Raw genomic sequence first — 23,596 nt, forward strand, 5'->3', positions numbered from 1 at the left:
GGCAGCGGGGGGGGTCCACATCATAGGGGGTCGGTTTTTTGGGGCTGATTCGCAGCGGGAGGGCGCATCGATGCCGGTTCAGCCAAAAAAAAAGCCCCGGGCCGTGAGGCCTGGGGCTAATCCATCCTTTGAGGAGATGGAGGAGACAATCGGTGCGGGACAAGTGCCGGAAACCGGGCTTCTTGCCATCTGCCTTTTCCATCCAGAAAAAGCAGCGCTTGGGGGAAGTTTAGCGCGAGTCTTGTTGCATTGCAGCAAAATCAACACCAAATTTTTATTTCGCCGGGCCATTCCGTGCGAAAAAACCACGCACCAAAAAGGAGATACACCATGGAATGCACAGTCAGCTGGACCGGAGGCACAGGAACCCGTTCTGGCATGGGCTTTGTGGCCGAGACCGGCAGCGGCCATGTTTTAACGATGGATGGCGCGCCCGATGCCGCCAATCCGGCCAACGGCGGCCAGAACCTGGCGCCCCGGCCCATGGAGACCGTGTTGGCTGGCACGGGCGGCTGCACGGCCTATGACGTGGTGCTCATCCTCAAGCGGGGCCGCCACGATGTGCGAGGCTGCAGCGTCAAGCTGACCACCGAACGCGCCCAGACCGATCCCAAGGTGTTCACCAAGATCCACATGCATTTCACCGTGACGGGCAAGGGCATCCCGCCCGCTGCGGTAGAGCGCGCGATCACCATGAGCCACGACAAATACTGCTCGGCCAGCATCATGCTGGGCAAGACGGCGGAGATCACCACCGGGTTTGAGGTGGTCGAAATTTGAATTTACCCCCCCTGAGTCGCCTGCGGCGCCTCCCCCCAGGGGGACGACGCCTTCGCTGCGGGGCGGCCCTGGCTCGGCATCCCTGGCCTGGGCTGCGACAGTTTTTGAGGCGGCAGACGCGCGATACCTCTGGCGCACCCATAGCGTACGCCCGGGCCGTCGTCAGAGGTAGTGTGCGGTGGTGGTCATTACCTTGGCTGCTACCTTCATCGCCGCCCGGGCGGGGGGCGGAAGTTCCAGTGCGCCCGATGCCCGGGCCTGGGCGGCATGGCGCTCCTCGTCGTCCTTCATGCGGGCCACCACGGCCCGTGAGGGCAGGTCTTGTGCGGGAAGCCGTGCGAGGTGGCTTTGCAGGTGCGCCGCCACCTGGTTTTCCGTTTCCGCCACAAAACCCAGGCTTGCCCGGTCGCTGACCTTGGCGGCGACCAGCCCCAGCGCGAAGGCGCCCGCAAACCACAGGGGGTTCAGCAGGCTGGGCCGGGCGCCCAGCGCGTCCAGGCGCTGCTGGGTCCAGGCCAAGTGGTCGGTTTCTTCGCGGGCGGCCTCCAACAAGTGGGCACGGAGCGCGGGATCGCGCGTGACGGCTGCCTGCGCGGTGTACAGGGCTTGTGCGCAGACTTCGCCCACGTGGTTGACACGCATCAGCGCCCCCGCCAGCTTCTTCTGGGTGGGGTCGAGCGCTCCTTCGTCCATGCCGCGCGCCGGCGTGGGCTCCGATGCCCGGGGTGTTGCAAAAAGTGTGCGCAGTGCGGTGTCAGCCGCAATTAGCAAAGAGTCCATGGAGGCTTTCAGGTTGGCAAGAGCGCAGAAACACAATTTTCACTTGGATACAAATCTCGGGCGCTGGCAGGAGCCGCCACAAGGCGCAGCAGATCGATTTTGCCGGGGTTCATGGAAATGTTGCAACACTGCAACGATTTTTCCCTTTCGGGTCGATTGTGGGTGAATTCCTTTGCGAAACCTGGCCGGGTCTGGTGCAATAAGAGCAACTTCCCCACCAGGAGGTTGGCCCGGGGAACCGGCGGGACTGTGCAGGTGCTTTCACCATAGACCCCCCGTACCGGAGCCCGATGTTTAACCTTGGAGTAACTCGCAATGAAAAAATCCCTGATTGCCCTGGCTGTGCTGGCTGCTTCCGGCGCTGCAATGGCTCAATCGTCCGTAACCCTGTTCGGTATCGTTGACGCTACCTACGCATACGGTTCCGGTAGTGCCGGCAATAAGTCCCAACTGACGAACTCCGGCTACAACAGCAGCCGTCTGGGCTTCCGCGGTGTTGAAGATCTGGGTGGCGGCATGTCCGCTTCGTTCTGGCTCGAAGCTGGCGTGAACAATGACAACGGTTCCGGCGCTAACACCAGCACCAACAACCAAGCTAGCGGCTCCACTGGCGGTGGCGGCCTGACCTTCAACCGTCGTTCGACCGTCAGCCTGAACGGCGGCTTCGGTGAAGTGCGTCTGGGTCGTGACTACACCCCCCAATTCTGGAACCTGACCGTTTTTGATCCGTTTGGCACGAATGGCGTTGGCACCACCCAAACTATGGGTATTGGCTCTATCGCTACTCCCGCAGCTTACGCTGGCGGCGGATACACGAACGTTCGTGCTTCGAACTCCATTGGCTACTTTTTGCCCGGCAATCTGGGTGGCTTCTACGGCCAAGTTCAGTACTACATGGGTGAAAACCTGAGCGGTACGGCCACCAAGAAGGACGGCAATGGCTTGGCCTTGCGCGCTGGTTATGCCAACGGTCCCATCAATGTTGCATTGGCTTTCTCTGACACGAAGAATGTTGCGCTCGGCAACATCAAGACGGTGAACATCGGTGGTCAGTACGATCTGGGCGTTGCCAAGATCATGGCCCACTACAACCAAGACAACAACAACCGTGCAGACCGTGCAGACGGCAAGGGATTCTTGATTGGTGGCCTGATTCCAGTGGGCGCTGGCGAAGTTCGTCTGTCTTACTCCACCTACAAGGCAGAAGTTGTTGGTGCTGACCCACGCACGAACAAGCTTGCTCTGGGTTATGTCCACAACCTGTCCAAGCGCACGGCTCTGTACGCTACGTACGCTCACGTGAGCAACAAGAACGGTGCTGGTACTGCTCTGAACGGCGCTTCGCTGACCTCGGCAAACGACAACTCCAACGGCTACGACTTCGGTATCCGTCACAGCTTCTAATATCGAGACTGGCTTCTGGCCAGTTACCGGTATCAAAGCTAAAAAAGCCGCCTTCGGGCGGCTTTTTTTTGTCTGCTGATTTGTGCTTGGTGGTTGGTTGTTCGGACTTCCTGTATGTAACTCCGGGTACATCCGCCCTACGGATCGGTCGGTTGACGTCGGGCAATGGCATCCTTCGCACTGTCTCCGAGGTTTCTTCCTCTTGTTTGCTTTGGTGCAGATTCTTGGCACCATCCTTGCGTGCTGCTTCCCTACAAAATCAGCCCTTAGAGGCCCTTCGTAGTGCCCGGGATTCAGGGATTTCCCGTTGGCTATAGAGCAACCTTTACTGCATAGTAAAACTTTTATTCAAGAGGGTTCCATGAAACTCAAATACAGTCTTTTGTCGGTGGCTGCGGCTGCTGCACTGCTTGCAGCACCAGCCCTGCATGCCAAGCCCTTCAAATGGGCAAGTCAGGGGGAAATCGCGACCTGGGATATCCATTCCCAGAACAACGCGCTCCAGAATGGCATCCATGCGAATGTGTATGAAAGCCTGGTTTACTACAACAGCAAGACCTTTGACGTAGAACCCGTGCTGGCAACGGCCTGGAAAGAAATCAGTCCCACGCAGGTGCGTTTCACGCTGCGCCAAGGCGTGAAGTTCCATGATGGTTCGGCCTTCACCGCCGACGACGCGGTGTATTCGCTGCAGCGCGCGATGGCCAAGACATCGAACTTCACTCCCTACATCCAGGGCATCAGCAAGATCAACAAGGTGGATGCGCAAACCATCGACGTCATCCTGACCGCGCCCAACCCCGTGCTGCTGCGCCAGATGACCGAACTGCGCATGATGAGCAAGGCCTGGGCGGAAAAGAACAAGTCGGTCGACCCCAAAGACATCAAGGGCAGCGATGAAAACTTTGCCCACCGCAATGCCATGGGCACCGGTCCCTACACGCTGGAATCGTGGCAGCCTGACGTGAAGATGGTGTTCAAGCGCAACCCCAACTGGTGGGGCAAGATGGATGGCAACGTGACCGAGATCGTCTATACGCCCATCAAGTCGAACGCCACCCGGATTGCGGCATTGATCTCAGGTGAGGTGGACATGGTCCTCGACCCCACCCCGCAGGATCTGGGCCGCTTGCGCGCCAGCCCCGACCTCAAGGTGATTGACGGCATTGAGAACCGCACCATCTTCCTGGGCATGGATCAGTTCCGCGACGAACTGCCAGGCTCCAACATCAAGGGCAAAAATCCGCTCAAGGACGTGCGCGTGCGCAAGGCCCTGTACCAGGCGATTGACGCAGAAACCATTTCCCGCAACATCATGCGTGGCCTGGGCAAGCCCACGGGCACCATCGTGGCCCCACAGGTAGCAGGCTACACCGAGGCCGTTGGCAAGCGTTTCCCCTACAGCGTGGAAGCTTCCAAGAAGCTGCTGGCGGAGGCCGGCTATCCCGATGGTTTTGAGGTGGACTTTGCCTGCCCCAACAACCGCTACATCAATGACGAAGCCATCTGCCAGGCCGTGACCGCCATGTGGTCGCGCGTGGGCGTGAAGGCCAAGCTGCGCACGCTGCCCCTGGTCAATTACTTCCCGATGATCCAGCGCTACGAAGCCAGCATCTACATGCTGGGCTGGGGCGTGCCGACCTTCGACGCGCTGTACAGCCTGCAATCGCTGGTCCGCACTGTGGGTCAAGGTGGTGACGGCAACTACAACGTGGGCCGCTACAGCAACCAGCGCATGGACTATCTGGTGGACCGCATCAAGGCAGAAACCGATGCACCCGTGCGCGCCCGCATGCTGACGGAAGCGCTGCAACTGTCCAACGACACCGTGTCCCACATTCCTCTGCATGACCAGGTGATCCCATGGGCCGTGAAGAAGAACATTGAACTGGTTCACCGCGCGGATAACCGTGTGGATATGCGCACCGTCAAGGTGAATTGACCGGTGCCTGACACACTGAGAGCAAGGGCCTGGGGATGACCTGCATAACCCTCGTGAGGCTGTGGTAGTGCGGATCGGGATGGGCCGCAAGGCGTCTTTTTGCAGCCAATAGCCAAGCTATTGGCAAGAAAAGCAACGCAGCGGACCGCCCGAGGCCGCGCTATCACAGACCGCAGGGAGTGATACAGGTCATCCCTAGAGGCCCTTGCTTTCTTTGTTTTGTTTTCTGGTCCGGTTTGACGACCGCTTATTGCCTGCCAGCGCCCTGCCATCAAAAGTGGCTGTGGCGTTCCCATCGAACACTCAATCGACTCTCTGATGCTCGCCTTTATATTGCGCCGCCTGATACAGGCTGTGATTGTCATGGTCACGGTGGCCTTCATCTCCTTCATGCTGTTCCAGTACGTGGGAGACCCTGTGGTGTTCCTGCTGGGCCAGGACGCCACCCCCGAGCAGATCCGCGAACTGCGCGCCTCGCTCGGTCTGGACAAGCCCTTTTTCGTACAGTTCTGGCATTTTTTGGTCAACGCAGCCCAGGGCGAATTCGGCCTGAGCCTGCGCCAGGGTGCCAAGGTTTCGCGGCTGATTGCAGAGCGCTTTCCCGCCACACTGGAGCTGGCCTTGGTGGCTGCTTTCCTGGCCCTGGTCATTGGCGTACCCATGGGCGTGTATGCAGCCCTCAAGCGCGGCACCTTTACGAGCCAGCTGTTCATGACCATCTCACTGCTGGGCGTGTCGCTGCCAACGTTCCTGATCGGCATCCTGCTGATCCTGGTCTTCGCTGTCACCCTGGGCTGGTTTCCCAGCTTCGGGCGCGGTGAAGTGGTACAGATGGGATGGTGGAGCACTGGCCTGCTCAAGGCCAAGGGCTGGCACCACATCACGCTGCCTGCCATCACGCTGGCGATTTTCCAGCTCACGCTGATCATGCGGCTGGTGCGCGCAGAAATGCTGGAGGTGCTGCGCACCGACTACATCAAGTTCGCACGCGCCCGGGGCCTGTCCAATCGCGCCATCCACTTCGGCCATGCGCTCAAGAACACGCTGGTGCCCGTGATGACCATCACCGGCCTGCAGCTGGGTGGTCTGATTGCCTTCGCCATCATCACCGAGACCGTGTTCCAGTGGCCCGGCATGGGCCTGCTGTTCATCCAGGCCGTAACCTTTGCCGACATTCCGGTGATGGCCGCCTACCTGTGCCTGATTGCCTTGATCTTTGTGGTGATCAATCTGGTGGTGGACCTGTTGTATTTCGCGGTCGACCCTCGCCTGCGCGTAGGCAAGGCAGGAGGCCACTGATGCAGGGCCCCCGCCTGAAGGCCGGTGGCCGGGCGTTTGCGCACATTGCGCAGTACCACCCCGAGCTGACCGCGCTGCGCCGGGACCTGCACGCCCACCCTGAGCTGGGTTTCGAGGAGATCTACACCAGCACGCGCGTCAAAGAGGCTCTGAAGCTCTGCGGCGTGGACGAGATCCACGACGGCATTGGCCGCACGGGAGTCGTGGGCGTGATCCGCGGCCGCAGCACCTCCAGTGGCAGCATGGTGGGCCTGCGTGCTGACATGGATGCGCTGCCGCTGGCCGAGCACAACGATTTCTCCTGGAAGTCGTGCAAGCCCGGCCTCATGCATGGCTGCGGCCACGACGGCCACACCGCCATGCTGGTGGGGGCTGCGCGCTACCTGGCCGAGACCCGCAACTTCGACGGCACAGCCGTGCTCGTGTTTCAGCCGGGCGAAGAAGGTTTTGCCGGGGCCCGTGTGATGATGGAAGACGGGCTGTTTGACCGCTTCCCGGTGCAGTCCATCTACGCCATGCACAACTGGCCCGCGATGAAGCCCGGCACCGTGGGCATCAACTCCGGCCCCATGATGGCTGCGGCGGATCGCTTCACCATCGAGATCACGGGACGTGGCGGCCACGGTGCCCATGCCTACCAGACGGTGGACGTGCTGGTTGTGGCCGCGCACATCATTACGGCCGCGCAAAGCATCGTCTCGCGCAATGTGCGCCCCATTGAAAGCGCCGTGGTCAGCATCTGCGCCGCACAGGCTGGCGACCTGGGGGCCTTCAGTGTGCTGCCGGGCTCTGCCACGCTGGTGGGCACCGTGCGGACATTCGATCCGGTAGTGCAGGAGATGGTGGAAAAGCGCCTCAAGGAGCTGTGCAACGCCATCGCCCTGGGCTTTGGCGCCACGGCCACGGTGCACTACGAGCGCATCTACCCGGCCACGATCAACAGCGAAAGCGAAGCCATCTTTGCCGGCGACGTGGCCGAATCCCTGCTGGGTGCCGACCATGTGGTGCGTGACCTGGAGCCCAGTATGGGCGCCGAGGACTTCGCCTTCATGCTCCAGACCCGCCCCGGTGCCTATCTGCGCATCGGCCAGGGCACAGGGGCCAGTGGCAGCGCCTTGCACAACAGCCGCTACGACTTCAACGACGACATCCTGCCCCTGGGCTCGGCGCTGCACGCAAGCCTTATCGAGCAGGCCATGCCTTTGGCTGCAGCTTGAAGCACCGTCCAGCCTGCCTGCCCATTTGCACTACCGCGCCACGGCCCAACCCTTTCACCCCGCTTTCCCCAACCTGGAGGTTTCCATGAAATTCCATAAAAAAATCGCTCTGACCGCTCTCTTTACCGCATTGGCGGCGGCGAGCCTGGTGGCCCAAGCTCAGACCATCCGCATCGCCAACCAGGGCGATTCCCTGTCGATGGACCCCCACTCGCTCAACGAGTCGCTGCAGCTGAGCGTCACCGGCAACGTCTATGAGCCGCTGGTCGGCCGCAACAAGGACCTGAGCCTCGCGCCTGCCCTGGCGACGAGCTGGAAGCAGACGTCGCCCACCGTGTGGCGTTTCGAGTTGCGCAAGGGCGTGCAATTCCACGACGGCACGCCTTTCACGGCCGATGACGTGGTGTTCAGCTTCGGGCGCACCCAGGTGGAAGGCTCGGACATGAAGAGCTACACCAACGACTTCAAGGAAGTGCGCAAGATCGACGACCACACGGTCGAAATCGAAACCAAGACTCCGTTCCCCATCCTGCCCGACGTGATCTCGCTCGTGTACATGATGAGCAAGAAGTGGTGCGAGACCAACCAGGCCCTGGGCCCGGTGGACCGCCGCAAGGGCATCGAGAACGCCGCCTCGTTCCGTGCCAACGGCACGGGCCCCTTCCGTCTGCGTGAGCGCCAGCCCAACGTGCGTTCGGTGTTCACACGTAACGGCAGCTACTGGGGCAAGATCGAAGGCAACGTCAGCGAAGTCGTGTTCACCCCCATTGGCAACGATGCGACCCGTGTGGCCGCCCTGCTGTCCGGCGAGGTTGACGTGATGGAACCCGTGCCTGTGCAGGACATCGAGCGCGTGAACGGCAGCGCCAACACACGTGCCATCACCGGCCCCGAACTGCGCACCATCTTCCTGGGCATGGACCAAAAGCGTGACGAGCTGCTGTACTCCAGCGTCAAGGGCAAGAACCCCTTCAAGGACAAGCGTGTGCGTCAGGCCTTCTACCAGGCCATCGACATCGAAGGGATCAAGAAGACCGTGATGCGTGGTGCATCCAACCCCTCGGCCCTGCTCGTGGGTCCCGGCATCAATGGCTTCCAGCCTGACGCGAAGCGCCTTCCCTACGACGTCGAAGCTGCCAAGAAGCTGATGGCCGAAGCCGGCTATCCCAACGGCTTCGAAGTGGCCATGAACTGCCCGAACGACCGCTACGTGAATGATGGCCGCATCTGCCAGACAGTGGCCGCCAACCTCTCGCGCATCAACGTCAAGATCAACCTGCAGGCCGAAACCAAGGGCACCTACTTCCCCAAGGTGCTGCGCCGCGACACCAGCTTTTACATGCTGGGCTGGACGCCCGCCACCTACGACTCGCACAACGCGCTCAACGCCCTCATGCGCTGCGTTGATGACAAGGGGTCCGGCCAGTTCAACCTGGGCGCCTACTGCAACCCCAAGGTGGATGAGCTGACACTCAAGATCCAGGCCGAGACCGACAAGGTCAAGCGCAACGCGATGATCAAGGAAGTCTTCGATCTGCACGCGGCCGATGTAGGCCACATTCCCCTGCACCAGCAAGCGCTGGCTTGGGGCGTGGGCAAGAACGTCAAGCTCGTGCAACTGGCCGACAACTTCATGCACTTCAAGTGGATGAGCATCACCAAGTAAGAAGGGGCGCAGAAGTCCCTACGTTAGTCGATCGCAGAGAAAAGAGAGAACGACCGGTTCTTTGAAAGTCCACACCAACGCATGGCCGCTACCCGGGCTCTGCGTTGGTGCTTGTTTACTGGTTTCCCACAATGAAAACAACCCTTGCCCGTTGGTTTGACAGCGATGTTGGCTACAGCTTTCGCACATCGCCCATGGCGATGGTGGCCGCTGCCATCGCGCTGATCTGTGTGTTCTGTTCGGTATTTGCCGGATGGGTCGCGCCCCATAACCCCTTTGACCTGGCCACGCTCGAACTCAGCGACGCGCGGCTGCCCCCGGCCTGGAGCGCCGAAGGCTCCATGAAGTACCCCCTGGGCACCGACGACCAGGGCCGGGACATTCTTTCCGCCCTCATCTATGGCGCGCGCATTTCCCTTGTGGTGGGCCTCGCCTCGGTGGTGCTCTCCGTGGTGGTGGGCGTGGCGTTTGGACTGCTGGCCGGCTTTCGCGGCGGCTGGATCGATGCCGTGCTCATGCGCCTGTGCGACGTGATGCTGTCGTTCCCCGCCATCCTGGTGGCGCTGCTGATTGCGGGTGTGGGCCGTGCGCTGTTCCCCAACGCGCACGAGTCCCTGGCCTTTGGTGTGCTGATCATCTCCATCTCGCTCACGGGCTGGGTGCAGTACGCGCGCACTGTGCGCGGCTCCACCCTGGTCGAGCGCAACAAGGAATACGTGCAGGCCGCCCGCGTGACGGGCGTCTCGCCCCTTCGCATCATGCGCAAGCACGTGCTGCCCAACGTGATGGGCCCCGTGATGGTGCTCGCCACCATCCAGGTGGCCACGGCCATCATCACCGAGGCCACACTGTCCTTCCTGGGCGTGGGCGCACCGCCCACATCGCCCTCGCTGGGCACGCTGATCCGCATCGGCAACGACTACCTGTTCTCCGGCGAATGGTGGATCACCGTGTTCCCTGGCGCCATGCTGGTGCTGATCGCCCTGTCCGTGAACCTGCTGGGTGACTGGCTGCGTGACGCGCTGAACCCTCGCCTGCGTTGACTGGCATTCGCAGTATTTTTGAAGCAGGCACACATTCCATGTCTCTCCTAGAAGTCAAAAACCTCGTTGTCGAATTCCCGGGCCGCCGCGGTACCCTGCGCGCCCTGGACGACATTTCCTTCTCCATTGCACCCGGCGAGATCCTGGGCGTGGTGGGGGAGTCCGGCGCGGGCAAATCGCTCACTGGCGCTGCCATCATCGGCCTGCTGGAGCCCCCGGGCCGCGTGGCATCTGGCCAGATCCTGCTCGAAGGCCAGCGCATCGACAACCTCAGCAATGAGGAAATGCGTCACATCCGTGGCCGCCGCATCGGCGCGATCTTTCAAGACCCGTTGACCTCGCTGAACCCGCTGTACACCGTGGGCCGACAGCTCACTGAAACCATCCTGGCCCACCTGCCGGTCACGCCCGCCGAGGCCCGCCAGCGTGCCATTGCGCTGCTGCAAGACACCGGCATTCCGGCCGCTGCAGAGCGCATCGACCACTACCCGCACCAGTTCTCCGGCGGCATGCGCCAGCGCGTGGTGATTGCCCTGGCCCTGGCGGCCGAGCCCAAGCTCATCGTGGCCGATGAGCCCACCACGGCGCTCGACGTGTCCATCCAGGCGCAGATCATCACGCTGCTCAAGAACATCTGCAAATCGCGCGGTGCGGCCGTGATGCTGATCACCCACGACATGGGCGTGATCGCCGAGACCTGCGACCGCGTGGCCGTGCTGTATGCCGGGCGCGTGGCCGAGATCGGCCCCGTGCACGACGTCATCAACAAGCCGTCGCACCCGTACACCAGCGGGCTCATGGCCTCCATCCCCGACATGACGGTGGACCGTGAACGCCTGAACCAGATCGACGGAGCCATGCCCCGCCTGAACGCCATTCCCCAGGGCTGCGCCTACAACCCGCGCTGCCCCAAGACCTTTGACCGCTGCATGACCGACCGCCCCGACCTGATGGACGCAGGCTCCACCCGCGCCGCCTGCTGGCTACACGCCGGCGCCACAACGAAAGCTGGGGTGGCTGCATGAGCGCCGTACCAACCCCTCGCGCAACCGCTGGCAACAGCAAGGCCTTGGTGCAGGCACACGACCTGGCCAAGACTTTTGACGTGTCCGCCCCCTGGCTCAACCGCGTGATCGAGCGCAAGCCCCGCACGCTGCTGCATGCGGTGGACGGCGTGAGTTTCGAGATCGAAAAAGGCAAGACCCTGGCCCTGGTGGGCGAATCTGGCTGCGGCAAAAGCACCGTGGCGCGCCTGCTGGTGGGTTTGTACGAGCCCACACGCGGCGGCCTCACATTTGACAACCAGGACGCACACGCCGCTTTCAAGGGCAACGACGCCAAGGCCATGCGTCGCCGCATCCAGATGATCTTCCAGGACCCGTATGCCAGCCTGAACCCCCGCTGGCTGGTCGAAGACATCATTGGCGAGCCGCTCAAGGAGCATGGCCTCATCACCGACAAGGCCGAGCTCAAGCAGCGCGTGGGCGAACTGCTCAAGTCCGTGGGCCTGTCGCCGCTGGACATGGTGAAATACCCGCACCAGTTCTCCGGCGGCCAGCGCCAGCGCATCTCCATCGCGCGCGCCCTGGCCACCGAGCCCGAGTTCCTGGTGTGCGACGAGCCCACCAGTGCGCTTGACGTGTCGGTGCAGGCCCAGGTGCTCAACATCATGAAGGACCTGCAGCGCGAGCGGCAGCTCACCTACCTGTTCATCAGCCACAACCTCGCTGTGGTGCGCCATGTGAGCGATCAGGTCGGCGTGATGTACCTGGGCCGCCTGGTGGAACTGGCCGACAAACACACACTGTTTGACACGCCCCGCCACCCGTACACCCGCATGCTGCTCGATGCCATCCCCAAGATGCACGACACCGGCAAGGCCCGCACCCCCGTGCAGGGCGAGGTGCCCAACCCGCTGAACCCACCACCCGGTTGCGCTTTCAACCCCCGCTGCCCGCATGTGAACGACCGCTGCCGCACCGAGCGCCCCCAGCTCAAGAGCATTGGTGGCATCCGCATTGCGTGCCATGCGGTGGAGGAAGGGCGGATCTGACGCCCGGCGCCGCATCGACGTGCGGCGAAGCCACCCGGTTTGAGGACAAAGGTGCAGATGGATGTTTTTGCTATAAAAAATATAGCTTTTGACGACTATCCATTCAGCACCTGCGCCCGCTCTTGTATCGGGAATCGATCAAGGCGCTGATTCGGCCTTCGCTGTTGCGCCTGGCTCGGCTGCGGGCAGGGCCCGCCCCAGCAGGTAGTCAATGCACGTGCGCACCGCACGCGTCTGGTGGCGGTTGGGCATGTAGAGCATGAACATCTGGGTGCCAAAAATACTCAGCCGCCAGTCGTCCAGCGTGGTCAGCACTTCCCCACTGGACACGGCGTCCTGCACCACGTAGTCGGGTACCAGCCCTACGCCCAGCCCTGCCAGGATGCCCTGGCGCAGAAACGGAAAGTGCTCCGAAATGAGGGTGGGCTCCAGCAGGGCTTCCTGGCGCTGGTCACCCCGGTACCCGCGCAGGCGCAGCTGCTTGCCCACCACCCCTGCGGTGATCACCGGCGCGGCCTGCAGCGCTTCAAAGCTTTGGGGCAGCCCATGCGCCTCGGCGTACCCCCGCGATGCGCAGGCGATGTAGCGCACGCTGCCCAGGTCGCGCGCCACCAGCGTGGGTGGGGGCTCGGGCATCACGCGGATGGCGATGTCCACCTCATCGCGGATGAGGTCGTCCACCCGATTTTCAAAGCGCACATCCAGCACGATGCCAGGGTACAGCCGCTTGAAGTCGATCAGCCAGTCTGACATCACCATCTGCCCGTAGCCACTGGGCACGCTCAGGCCCACGCGCCCCTGCAGGCCCTGGCCCAGCGTGGCAATGGTCTCGCGCGCGGCCAGCATTTCGTTCTGAATGGCGCGGCCATGGGCGTACAGGCGCAGCCCCACCTCGGTGGGCTCTACCCGGCGCGTGGTCCGGCGCACCAGCTGTACACCCACCGATTTTTCCAACTGGTGCAGGTGGTAGCTGACGTTGGCACGGGACATCTTCAGGTTGCGGGCGGCCTGGCTGAGGTTGCCGGCATCGAGGATGTCGACCAGCACGGTGAGGGAGGTGAGTTCCATTGAACAGGGAGGCGGCGCGGGATGCCGTTGCGGGGGTGTTTGTCAAAAGGCGTTTGACAGTCTGTCAACGGGCTATGTAATTGTCAAGATAACTTCACGCATCAACAATCACCGAGTCATTCACAGGCAGTCAATAGCCATCGACCAGGAGACTTTCCAGCATGGGCGCCGCCATTCCCGCATCTTCCGTTGTCACCACCGCGCTGCAGGGCGATGTGCTTGTCGTCACCATCGACAACCCACCCGTCAACGCCCTGGGCGCCGCCGTGCGCCAGGGCCTGTTGGCCGCCATGCAGCAGGCGCAGGCCGACGCCGCAGTGGCGGCCGTGCTGCTGGTGGGCGCTGGCAAGGCCTTCATTGCCGGGGCGGATATCCGCGAATTCGGCAAGCCACCGGTTGCCCCCATCCTGCCCGAGGTCTGCCGCGCCATCGAAAACCTGAACAAGCCCGTGGTGGCCGTGCTGCACGGTGCGGCGCTGGGCGGCGGTCTCGAAGTGGCTCTGTCAGCCCATTACCGCCTGGCATTGCCTGCCGCTACGCTGGGCCTGCCCGAGGTGAACCTGGGCCTGCTGCCCGGCTCGGGAGGCACCCAGCGCGCCCCGCGCTTGATGGGCGTGCAGGTGGCCACCACCCTCATGCTCAGCGGCCAGCCCCTCAAAGCGCAGGCCGCGCTGCAGGCCGGCCTGGTTGACAAGCTGGTGGAAGGCACCGACCCGCTGGCCGCAGGCCTGGCCTACGTGCGCGAACTGCTGGCTGCCAACGCCCCCGTGCGCCGCACGCGTGACCTGGCCATTGCCGAGCCGCAGGCTGCGCTGGCCTGGCTGGACGCACAGAAGGCCGAGACCGCCAAGAAGTCGCGCGGCCTGTTCTCGCCCCTCAAGATCATCGAATGCGTGCATGCTGCGCTGCAACTGCCGTTTGACAAAGGCATGGCCCGCGAGCGTGCGCTGTTCATGGAATGCATCGACAGCCCGCAACGCGCCGGGCTCATCCACGCCTTTTTTGCCGAGCGTGAAGTGGTCAAGGTGCCCGAGGCCCAGGCCGCGCAGCCGCGCCCCGTCGCCAGCATTGCCGTCATTGGCGGCGGCACCATGGGCGCGGGCATTGCCGTGGCGGCGCTGGATGCAGGCCTGCCCGTCACCATGATTGAGCGTGATGCCGAGTCCATTGCCCGCGGCCGCGCCAATGTGGAAAAGGTCTACAACGGCCTGGTCGCCAAAGGCCGTATGACTGAAACCGCCAAGGCCGCCGTGATGGCGCGTTACACCGGCAGCACCAGCTATGCCGACATCGCCAATGTGGATCTGGTGATCGAGGCCGTGTTTGAGGACATCGAGGTCAAGAAGGCCGTGTTCCGCGAGCTGGACCGCATGTGCAAGCCTGGTGCGGTGCTGGCCACCAACACCTCCTACCTCGACATCGACGCCATTGCCGCTGCCACCGTCCGCCCGCAGGACGTGATCGGCCTGCACTTCTTCAGCCCCGCCAACATCATGAAGCTGCTGGAGATCGTGGTGCCCGCCCAGGTGGCGCCCGACGTGGTGGCCACGGCGTTTGAGCTGGCGCGCAAGCTCAAAAAGGTGCCCGTGCGTGCAGGCGTGTGCGACGGCTTCATTGGCAACCGCATCCTGGCTGTCTACAAGCAGGCGGCCGACTACCTGCTGGAAGACGGCGCCAGCCCCTACGAGATCGACGCGGCCGTGCGCGGCTTCGGCTTTGCCATGGGCCCCTTCCAGGTGACCGACCTGGCCGGTGGCGACATTGGCTGGGCCACCCGCAAGCGCCGCGCCGCCACGCGCGACCCCCAGGCGCGCTACGTGGAGATTGCCGACCGCATCTGCGAGCGCGGCTGGTTCGGCCAGAAGACCGGGCGCGGCTTTTACCTGTACCCCGATGGCGCCCGCGTGGGCCAGCCCGACCCTGAGGTGCTGGCCATCGTGGACGCAGAGCGCGCCAAGAAGGGCGTCACGCCCCGCAGCTTCAGCGCCGACGAGATCATGCGCCGCTATATGGCCGCCATGGTCAACGAAGGCGCCAAGGTGGTGGCCGAAGGCATTGCCCTGCGCCCACTGGATGTGGACGTGACCTTTGTGGCGGGCTACGGCTTTCCGCGCCACCGTGGTGGCCCCATGAAGTGGGCGGACATGGCGGGCCTGCCCAAGGTGCTGGCGGACATCCGCGAGTTCGCCAAGGACGACCCGCTGTTCTGGCAGCCTGCGCCGCTGCTCGAAAAGCTGGTGGCCGAGGGGCGCAACTTCGACAGCCTGAACAAGGCTGGCTGAAGACGGCTGTGCGCAGTGCACAGCGCCGAGTGCGCTGTACATCGCGCTGCATCAGTTTTGAATCAAGTTTTGGGTCAATTTGGCCTCTAGCGCACTATCTATAAGTGCTAAAAGCTATAAATTTAGGAGCAAATAATGCGTGAAGCCGTCATCGTTTCCACAGCCCGCACCCCGCTGACCAAGTCGCACCGGGGCGAGTTCAACGCCACGCCCGGCCCGCAGCTGGCGGCGTATTCCGTCAAGGCGGCGGTGGAGCGCTCGGGCATTGACCCCGAGCTGATCGAAGACCTGGTGATGGGCTGCGGCTACCCCGAAGGCATCACGGGTAAGAACATTGGTCGTCAGACGGCGCTGCGCGCGGGCCTGCCCCTGTCGGTGGCGGGCATGGTCGCCAGCCGCTTTTGCGCATCGGGTTTGCAGTCAGTGGCGATTGCGGCGGGCCGCATCGTGGCCGAAGGCGTGCCCGCCATGGTGGCGGGTGGGGTGGAAAGCATCTCGGCCATCCGCGCCAGCAACCCGGCAGACATCGACCCCTGGCTGCAAGAGCACAAGCCTGCGCTGTACATGGCCATGATCGACACCGCCGACATCGTGGCCCATCGCTACGGCATCAGCCGCGAAGACCAGGATGCGTTCTCGCTGCAAAGCCAGCAGCGCACCGCCGCCGCACAGCAAGGCGGCGTGTTCGCCGACGAGATCGTGCCGTGCACCACGCGCATGATGGAAAAGAACAAGGACACCGGCGAAGTCACCTACCGCGAAGTGACCGCCACGCACGACAACTGCAACCGCGCCAGCACCACGCTGGAAGGCCTGGCCAAGCTGGAGCCGGTGAAGGGCCCCGGCCAGTTCATCACGGCAGGCAATGCCTCGCAGCTGTCCGATGGTTCGAGCGCCTGCGTGCTCATGGAAGCCAAGGAGGCCGAGCGCCGTGGCCTGCAGCCCCTGGGCGCGTTCCGTGGGTTTGCGGTGGCCGGGTGCGAGCCCGACGAGATGGGCATTGGCCCCGTGTTTGCCGTGCCCAAGCTGCTGGCGCGCCATGGCCTCACGGTGCAGGACATTGACCTGTGGGAGATGAACGAGGCCTTTGCCTCGCAGGCCCTGTACTGCCAGCGCCGCCTGGGCATTCCGTCCGAGCGGTTGAACGTCAACGGCGGGGCGATTGCCATCGGCCACCCCTTCGGCATGACCGGCGCACGCCTGGTGGGCCACCTGCTGCTCGAAGGCCGCCGCCGCAAGGCCAAGTACGGCGTGGTGACGATGTGCATTGCGGGTGGCATGGGCGCCGCGGGCTTGTTCGAAATTTTCTGACCCTGCGCAACACCACCGAATCCTGAACTGCAAGCGACCCGATATGGACCTGAATTTCACCCCACAAGAAGAAGCCTTCCGCGCCGAGGTGCAGGCTTTTCTGAATGCCAAGCTGCCCGCGCGCATCGCCGCCAAGGTCAAGGCCGGGCAGCGCCTGTCCAAGGCCGACCAAGATGAGTGGCACGCCATCCTGAACGAACGCGGCTGGCTGGCCAACCACTGGCCCGAGGCCTACGGCGGCCCCGGCTGGGGCGCGGTCGAAAAGTTCATTTTTGACACCGAATGCGCTCTGGCCGGTGGCCCGCGCATCGTGCCCTTTGGCGTGAACATGTTGGGCCCGGTGCTCATCAAGTTTGGCAACGAGGCGCAGAAGAAATACTGGCTGCCACGCATACTGAGTGGCGAGGACTGGTGGTGCCAGGGCTATTCCGAACCCGGCGCGGGCTCGGACCTGGCTTCCGTGAAAACTACGGCTGTGCGCCAGGGCGACCACTACATCGTCAACGGCCAGAAAACCTGGACCACCCAGGGCCAGCACGCCAACATGATCTTCTGCCTGGTGCGCACCGACCGCGAGGCCAAGGCGCAGTCGGGCATCAGCTTCTTGCTGGTGGATATGAACTCGCCCGGCGTGGAGCTGCGCCCCATCCGCACGCTCGATGGCGACAAGGAAGTCAACGAGGTGTTCTTCACCGACGTGAAAGTGCCCGTCGAAAACCTGGTGGGCGAGGAGAACAAGGGCTGGACCTACGCCAAGTACCTGCTGACCTACGAGCGCACCGGCATTGCGGGTGTGGGCTTTTGCATTGCCGCGCTGGCCAAGCTCCAGGTGATTGCTGCCAAGGTGATGAAAAACGGCCAGCCGCTGGACCAGGACCCGCTGTTTGCCGCCCGCATGGCCCAGGTCGAGATCGACCTGGAGAACATGAAGACCACCAACCTGCGCGTGATTGCCGCCGTGGCCGGTGGTGGTGTGCCGGGCGCTGAAAGCTCCATGCTCAAGATCCGGGGCACCGAGATCCGCCAGGAAATTTTGTCGCTCATCCGCCGCGCGGTGGGGCCTTACGCGCTGCCGTTCATTGAGGAAGCGCAGTACGAAGGCTATGCCGACGAACCCGTGGGCCCGAAGGAGGCAGCTACGGCTGCTGCCAACTACTTCAATTACCGCAAGCTGTCGATCTTTGGCGGCTCCAATGAAATCCAGAAGAACATCATCTCCAAGATGATTCTCGGCCTGTGAGGTTGCCGCGATGAACTTTGAACATACCGAAGACCGCCGCATGCTGGCGGACACCCTCAACCGTTTTGTGGCCGAACAGTACGGCATTGAAAAGCGCAACCACATTGCCTACGGCGACAGCGGCATGGACCCGGCGCTGTGGAGCCGCTTTGCCGAACTGGGCGCGATTGGCGCGCTGTTCCCCGAAGCCGACGGTGGCTTTGGCGGCGCGGGCTTTGACGTGGCCGTGGTGTTTGAAGCCCTGGGCGCAGGCCTGGTGGCCGAGCCGTTTGTGGGTGCGCTGATGGTGGGCCGGGCGCTGGGCCTTGCGGGCAACGCTGCGCAGAAGGAACACATCGCCGGCATCATCGACGGCAGCGCCGTGGTGGCCCTGGCGCACGAGGAGCCCGGCGCGCACTACGCCCTGAACCGCGTGACCACCCGCGCCGTGCGCAATGGCGACGGCTGGCTGCTCACCGGCCACAAGGCCGTGGTGCTGCATGGCGACCAGGCGCAGATGCTGCTCGTCAGTGCCCGTACCTCTGGCGCAGTGGACGATGAAGAGGGCATCTCGCTGTTCCTGGTGCCGGCCGATGCAGCGCGCCTCACACGCCGGGGCATGGGCCGCATCGACGGCGGTCGCGTGGCGGAAGTCAGCTTTCAGAATGTGCAGGTTGGCGCAGGGGCTTTGCTGGGCGCAGAAGGGCAGGGCTACGCGACGCTGGAGCACGCGGTGGGCTGGGGCATTCTGGCCGTGTGTGCCGAGGCGCTGGGCGCGATGGAAGTCGCCAAGAAAAATACGCTGGAATATCTGCAGACCCGCAAGCAGTTTGGTGTGCCCATAGGCAGTTTCCAGGCCCTGCAGCACCGCATGGCCGACTTGCTGCTGGAGGTGGAGCAGGCACGCTCTGCCGTCATCAATGCGGCAGCAGCCATGAACAGCACCGACCGCGCCGAGCGCGAGCGTGCGCTGTCGGCCGCCAAGGTCACCATGGGCCGCATCGGAGCGTTGGTGGCTGAAGAAAGCATCCAGCTGCACGGCGGCATTGGCATGACGTGGGAGCTGCCGCTGTCGCACTACGCCAAGCGCCTCATCATGGTGGACCACCAGTTTGGCGATGAAGACCACCACCTGGCGCGCTTTATCGCGCTGGGCCGGAGCTGAAGCCATGGAGCAGCCACTGCCTCTGCTGCAACGCCGTGAGGGCGCGGTGCTCGTGCTCTCCAACAACAACCCTGCCGCGCGCAATGCGCTGTCGCCCGCGTTCTATGCGGCGCTGACCGAGGCACTGGCGCAGGCCGAGGCCGACCCCACCGTGGGCGCCATCGTGCTCACGGGTGAAGGCGGGCACTTTTGCGCGGGCGGCGACCTGCGCCAACTGGCCAAGCGGCGCGAGCTGCCCGTGGAAGAGCGCCGCGCCAAGCTCGAAGGCCTGCACGACCTGATCCGCACCGTGCGCGATTGCCGCAAGCCGGTCATTGCCGCGGTGGAGGGCGCTGCGGCGGGCGCCGGCCTGTCTTTGGCGCTGGCCTGCGACATGCTGGTGGCTGCGCGCAATGCCGTGTTCTCTGTGGCGTATGTGAAGGTGGGCCTCACGCCCGACGGCGGTGCTACCGCCTTCCTGGCCGAGTTTGTGTCCCGCCAGGTGTTGACCGAGCTGTGCCTCACGGGCGAACGCATCTCGGGTGAGCGGCTGCATGCGCTCGGCCCCGTCAACCGCCTGGCCGAGCCGGGCGAGGCACTCGCCCAGGCCGTGGCCCTGGCTGCGCAAGTTGCCACCGGGCCTGACACCGCGATGGCGAACATCAAGGCCCTGTGCCGCAGCGCCTATGTGCAGTCGCTGGCTGACCAGCTGGAGCTGGAGGCGCAGCTGATGGTGCTGTCACAGGCCACCGAAGAATCCTGCGAAGGCATCGCTGCGTTTCTGGAAAAGCGCCCGACCGATTTCGCACGCTTGCGCCAGGCCCCTGCCACTGCCGCTACCCAACCCGACACTACGAAATGACCACTACAACACCGACACCCCCGCTGCCCGAGGGCATGGACTTCCCGCTCGACGGCGTGCGCGTGCTCGACCTCTCGCGAGTGTTTGCCGGGCCGCTGTGCGGCCAGGTGCTGGCCGACTTTGGTGCCGACGTCATCAAGGTGGAGCACCCCGGCCGGGGCGACGACACCCGCGACTGGGGTATGCGCATCGGCAAGACCGAGACCACCTACTACAACAGCATGAACCGCAACAAGCGGTCCATCACGGTGGATTTGCAGACGCCCGAAGGCGTGAAGATCATCCGCGACCTGCTGCCGCAGTGCGATGTGGTGATCCAGAACTTCAAGACCGGTGGTGCCGAGAAGCTGGGTCTGGGCTACGAGCAGCTTAAGGCCATCAAGCCCGACCTCATCTACTGCTCGGTGGCGGGCTACGACAGTTCCGGCCCCGAGGCCAAGCGACCCGGCTACGACCTGGTGATTCAAGGCGAGGCCGGGCTGATGGCGCTGAACGGCGAGGCCAGCCAGCCACCGCTGAAGTTCGGCGTGGCTGCCGTGGACATGATGACCGGCATGTACGCGGCGCAGGCCGTGCTGGCCGCGCTGTTTCGCCGCAGCACTACGGGCAAGGGCCGCCACATCGAAATGGCGCTGTACGACTGCGGTCTGATGATCACCGGCTACTACGGCCTGGACGCCATGCTGCTGGGCCACGACCCGCAGCGCTACGGCAACGCCCACCCGTCCATCGTGCCCTACGGCATGTTCGAGGCACAGGATGGTCCGCTCATCATCGCCGTGGGCAACAACAGCCAGTTCGACAAGTTCTGCCGCCAGGTGGTGATGCGTCCGGATATCGTGGAAGACCCTCGTTTTGCCACCAATGTCGAGCGTGCCCGCAATCGACTTGCCCTGCTGCCCGAGATGAAGGCGTTGATTGCCAGCTTCCCGCGTGATGTGCTTCTCGAACGCCTGAGCGCTGCTGGCATCCCTTGCGGCAGGGTGGCCGGCCTGCACGAGGCGCTGACCAGCGAGCGTACGCGCCGCGGCGGCCTGCTGCAGGAAATGCCCCACCCCGTGGCGGGCACTACGCATGTGTTCGCGCCGCCTTATCGACTCGATGGGCAGCGCCTGCCCATCCGCAACGCCCCGCCCACGCTGGGCGCCGCTACGCGGGAGGTGCTGCAGCAACTGCTGCAGCTGCCCGAGGCAGAGCTTGAAGCCCTGCGCGACAAGGGCGTGCTCACGCTTCCATCGCTCTAAATACTATAAAAACAATAGCTTTAATCGCTTGCTGGGTAAGCGCTGGAGCAAATTTCAACCTCAACCAGGAGACAACCATGAACATCAACCGCATTCACCGCCGCCGCGCCCTGCAGGGCCTGGCCGCCTTGGCCAGCACCGGCTTGCTGGGTTCCGCCCTGGCCCAGTCGGGCAAGGATGCCTGGCCCAGCAAGCCCATCAAGCTGATCGTGCCCTACCAGGCCGGTGGCGCCACCGACATCACCGCCCGTACGCTGGGCGAGAAGCTTTCGGCCCGCCTGGGCCAGCCCGTGCTGGTAGACAACCGTGGCGGCGCCGGCGGTGTGACCGGCACCGACCAGGCGCTCAAGTCACCGGCCGACGGCTACACGCTGCTGGTGTCGCTGGGCACCACCATGCTGATCAACCAGTTCCTGTACGAGCGCCTGCCGTACCAGCCGCAAAAGGACCAGGCCCTCATCACGCAGATCGCCTTGGCACCGGTCGTGCTGCTGGTGCATCCGCAGCTGCCGGTGTCCACCGCGGCCGAGCTGATGACCTATATCGACCGCAACAAGGGCAAGGTCGCCTACGGCTCGTGGGGCATGGGCTCGTACGCCCACCTGGCTGGCGCCTGGCTGTCCGACAAGCACAAGGCCGAGATGAATCATGTGGCCTACAGGGGCGAGGCGCCCATGCTGCAGGACCTGGTGGGCGGGCAGTTGCAAATGGCATTTGCCAGCCTGCAGTCGGCCCGGCCGTACATTGATTCCGGCCGCCTCAAGCCGCTGGCCGTGACCGGAACCCAGCGCATGGACGCGCTTCCCAAGCTGGCCACCATGGCGGAGCAGGGTATCAAGGACGAGGTGTTTCAGGTGACGGGCTGGCTGGGCATGAGCGCTCCTGCCAAGACGCCGCCCGAAGTCGTGGCCCGCCTGGGGGCCGAGCTGAAAGCCATCATTGCCATGCCCGACGTGCGTGAGCGGATCCAGCAGATGGGCTTCATCCCCGTGGGCAGCAGCCCCGAGCAGTTTGCCGTTCAGTTCAAAAAGGACGCGCCCGTGTGGGAGCGGGTGGTGAAGGTGTCTGGGGCCAAATTAGATTGACACCGCCCTGAGCCGCTTTGCGGCTTCACCCCCGCTCTCGCAACGCTGCGCGTTGCGGGCAGGGGGACGCAGCCAGCGCGGCGGGGCGGCCCTTGCGCGGCTGCCCGCGCATTGGCAGCGCCGGTTGCGCCGGGCGTGCCCTAGCGCAAACAACTGAAAGTAAAAACGGATCCCTGATGAAGAAACAATCCCTTTTCCCCACCGCTTTTTCGCGCCGCGCGGTGCTTGCCACAGCTGCGGCTGTATCGGCGCTTGGCCTGCTGGGCACGGCCCCGGCACATGCCCAGGCCTGGCCCAGCAAGCCCATCAAGCTGGTGGTGCCCTTCCCGCCGGGCGGCCCCACCGACACCGCCTCGCGCATCGTGGGCCAGAAGCTGGCTGAGCGCCTGAAGCAGCCCGTGGTGGTGGAAAACCGCGCGGGTGCGTCGGGCTCGATTGCTGCGCTGCAGATCGCCAAGACGCCCGGCGACGGCTACACGCTGATGATGCTGGCCACGCCCACGCTGCTGGCGCCGCACCTGTACAAGAAGGCGGGCTACGACACCACCAAGGACTTGATGTCGGTGGCCACCGTGTACGACCTGCCGATTGTGGTGGTGGTCAACCCCGCCCAGATGCCTTCGGTGACCGACCTGCAAAAGCTCATCACCCACGCCAAGGCGCAGCCAGGCCGGCTCAACTACACCTCCTCGGGTGTGGGCAGCTTTGGTCACCTGAGCATGGAACTGCTCAAGCAGCTGGGCCAGTTCGAGATGGAGCACATCCCCTACAGGGGCGGCGTGCCCGCCATCACCGACACGCTGGGCGGCCAGGTGCCCATGATGTATGCCGACCTCGTGGCGGCGCTGCCCCACATCCAGACCGGCAAGCTGCGCGCCATTGCCGTGGGCTCGCCGCAGCGCGTGGGCGTGATCCCCAATGTGCCCACCATTGCGGAGCAGGGCTTCAAGGGCTTTGATGCCGTGTCGTGGGGCGGCCTGATGGCCCCGCCCGGCACGCCCAAGGAGGTGGTCGAGCGCATCAGCAAGGAGGTCAAGGCCATCCTTGCCGACAAGGAGGTGCAGGACAAACTGCTCAATGCCGGTGCCATTGCCAACTACCAGTCTCCCGACCAGATGGCCAAGCGCGTGATGGGCGACTACACCAAGTGGGGCAAAGTGATCAGCGACAAGGGCATCATCTTCGAGTAAGTTGTGC

Annotated in this window: 19 protein-coding genes; 17 read left to right on the plus strand and 2 right to left on the minus strand. The window is 63.8% G+C overall.

Going from position 1 to position 23,596, the window contains the following annotated elements; all coding sequences use genetic code 11:
• Positions 1–330 precede the first annotated feature (330 nt).
• Positions 331–780 carry an OsmC family protein gene (locus EXV95_RS21180; RefSeq protein ID WP_176888348.1) on the plus strand — a complete coding sequence of 150 codons (450 nt, stop codon included), beginning with the start codon at positions 331–333 and terminating at the stop codon, positions 778–780.
• A 162-nt stretch (positions 781–942) separates the two neighbouring features.
• Here EXV95_RS21180 and coq7 read toward each other — a convergent pair whose 3' ends face one another.
• Entirely contained in the window at positions 943–1,560 is a 618-nt protein-coding gene (gene coq7 / locus EXV95_RS21185) for a 2-polyprenyl-3-methyl-6-methoxy-1,4-benzoquinone monooxygenase (RefSeq protein WP_176888349.1), read from the minus strand.
• A 315-nt stretch (positions 1,561–1,875) separates the two neighbouring features.
• On the opposite strand from coq7, the gene EXV95_RS21190 reads away from it, so the two are divergent.
• The 8 genes from EXV95_RS21190 (at position 1,876) to EXV95_RS21225 (ending at position 12,184) form a co-directional block, all read left to right on the plus strand.
• On the plus strand, positions 1,876–2,964 hold the full coding sequence (locus EXV95_RS21190) for a porin (protein ID WP_176888350.1): 1,089 nt from the start codon (positions 1,876–1,878) through the stop codon (positions 2,962–2,964).
• Between the two features lie 361 nt (positions 2,965–3,325).
• Positions 3,326–4,906: an ABC transporter substrate-binding protein gene (locus EXV95_RS21195; protein ID WP_176888351.1), complete on the plus strand. Its 1,581-nt coding sequence runs from the start codon at positions 3,326–3,328 to the stop codon at positions 4,904–4,906.
• A 318-nt stretch (positions 4,907–5,224) separates the two neighbouring features.
• A complete protein-coding gene (locus EXV95_RS21200; protein WP_121422333.1) occupies positions 5,225–6,205 on the plus strand; it encodes an ABC transporter permease in 981 nt (326 codons plus the stop codon).
• A complete protein-coding gene (locus EXV95_RS21205; protein WP_176888352.1) occupies positions 6,205–7,422 on the plus strand; it encodes a M20 aminoacylase family protein in 1,218 nt (405 codons plus the stop codon). Before EXV95_RS21200 ends, EXV95_RS21205 begins: the two co-directional genes overlap by 1 nt.
• A gap of 85 nt (positions 7,423–7,507) precedes the next feature.
• Positions 7,508–9,088: an ABC transporter substrate-binding protein gene (locus EXV95_RS21210; RefSeq protein ID WP_176888353.1), complete on the plus strand. Its 1,581-nt coding sequence runs from the start codon at positions 7,508–7,510 to the stop codon at positions 9,086–9,088.
• A gap of 131 nt (positions 9,089–9,219) precedes the next feature.
• On the plus strand, positions 9,220–10,131 hold the full coding sequence (locus EXV95_RS21215; RefSeq protein ID WP_055398531.1) for an ABC transporter permease: 912 nt from the start codon (positions 9,220–9,222) through the stop codon (positions 10,129–10,131).
• Between the two features lie 38 nt (positions 10,132–10,169).
• The gene (locus tag EXV95_RS21220; protein WP_176888354.1) at positions 10,170–11,156 is read left to right on the plus strand and encodes an ABC transporter ATP-binding protein; all 987 of its coding nucleotides are present in this window, start codon (positions 10,170–10,172) and stop codon (positions 11,154–11,156) included.
• Complete coding sequence (locus EXV95_RS21225) at positions 11,153–12,184, plus strand: ABC transporter ATP-binding protein (protein WP_176888355.1); 1,032 nt, start codon at positions 11,153–11,155, stop codon at positions 12,182–12,184. Before EXV95_RS21220 ends, EXV95_RS21225 begins: the two co-directional genes overlap by 4 nt.
• Before the next feature lie 138 nt (positions 12,185–12,322).
• On the opposite strand, the gene EXV95_RS21230 is transcribed toward EXV95_RS21225, so the two are convergent.
• Positions 12,323–13,252: a LysR family transcriptional regulator gene (locus EXV95_RS21230; RefSeq protein WP_176888356.1), complete on the minus strand. Its 930-nt coding sequence runs from the start codon at positions 13,250–13,252 to the stop codon at positions 12,323–12,325.
• Positions 13,253–13,413: 161 nt separating this feature from the next.
• Between EXV95_RS21230 and EXV95_RS21235 the strand changes: the two genes are divergently transcribed.
• The 8 genes from EXV95_RS21235 to EXV95_RS21270 all read left to right on the plus strand — a co-directional run bounded on the left by EXV95_RS21235 (position 13,414) and on the right by EXV95_RS21270 (position 23,589).
• Positions 13,414–15,534 (plus strand): 3-hydroxyacyl-CoA dehydrogenase NAD-binding domain-containing protein, encoded by a 2,121-nt coding sequence (locus EXV95_RS21235; RefSeq protein WP_176888357.1) that lies wholly within the window; start codon positions 13,414–13,416, stop codon positions 15,532–15,534.
• Between the two features lie 135 nt (positions 15,535–15,669).
• Entirely contained in the window at positions 15,670–16,845 is a 1,176-nt protein-coding gene (locus EXV95_RS21240; RefSeq protein WP_176888358.1) for an acetyl-CoA C-acyltransferase, read from the plus strand.
• A 43-nt stretch (positions 16,846–16,888) separates the two neighbouring features.
• A complete protein-coding gene (locus tag EXV95_RS21245; RefSeq protein ID WP_176888359.1) occupies positions 16,889–18,085 on the plus strand; it encodes an acyl-CoA dehydrogenase family protein in 1,197 nt (398 codons plus the stop codon).
• A gap of 10 nt (positions 18,086–18,095) precedes the next feature.
• The gene (locus EXV95_RS21250) at positions 18,096–19,229 is read left to right on the plus strand and encodes an acyl-CoA dehydrogenase family protein (protein WP_176888360.1); all 1,134 of its coding nucleotides are present in this window, start codon (positions 18,096–18,098) and stop codon (positions 19,227–19,229) included.
• A gap of 4 nt (positions 19,230–19,233) precedes the next feature.
• The gene (locus EXV95_RS21255) at positions 19,234–20,070 is read left to right on the plus strand and encodes an oxepin-CoA hydrolase, alternative type (RefSeq protein ID WP_176888361.1); all 837 of its coding nucleotides are present in this window, start codon (positions 19,234–19,236) and stop codon (positions 20,068–20,070) included.
• Positions 20,067–21,314 carry a CaiB/BaiF CoA-transferase family protein gene (locus EXV95_RS21260; RefSeq protein WP_176888362.1) on the plus strand — a complete coding sequence of 416 codons (1,248 nt, stop codon included), beginning with the start codon at positions 20,067–20,069 and terminating at the stop codon, positions 21,312–21,314. The genes EXV95_RS21255 and EXV95_RS21260 overlap by 4 nt, the downstream gene beginning before the upstream one ends.
• A 77-nt stretch (positions 21,315–21,391) precedes the next feature.
• Positions 21,392–22,399: a tripartite tricarboxylate transporter substrate binding protein gene (locus EXV95_RS21265; protein WP_176888363.1), complete on the plus strand. Its 1,008-nt coding sequence runs from the start codon at positions 21,392–21,394 to the stop codon at positions 22,397–22,399.
• Positions 22,400–22,575: 176 nt separating this feature from the next.
• Complete coding sequence (locus tag EXV95_RS21270) at positions 22,576–23,589, plus strand: tripartite tricarboxylate transporter substrate binding protein (RefSeq protein ID WP_176888364.1); 1,014 nt, start codon at positions 22,576–22,578, stop codon at positions 23,587–23,589.
• Positions 23,590–23,596 lie beyond the last annotated feature (7 nt).

The sequence above is a fragment of the Acidovorax sp. JMULE5 genome (assembly GCF_013376875.1).
In the GTDB taxonomy this organism is placed as follows: domain Bacteria; phylum Pseudomonadota; class Gammaproteobacteria; order Burkholderiales; family Burkholderiaceae_C; genus Acidovorax; species Acidovorax facilis.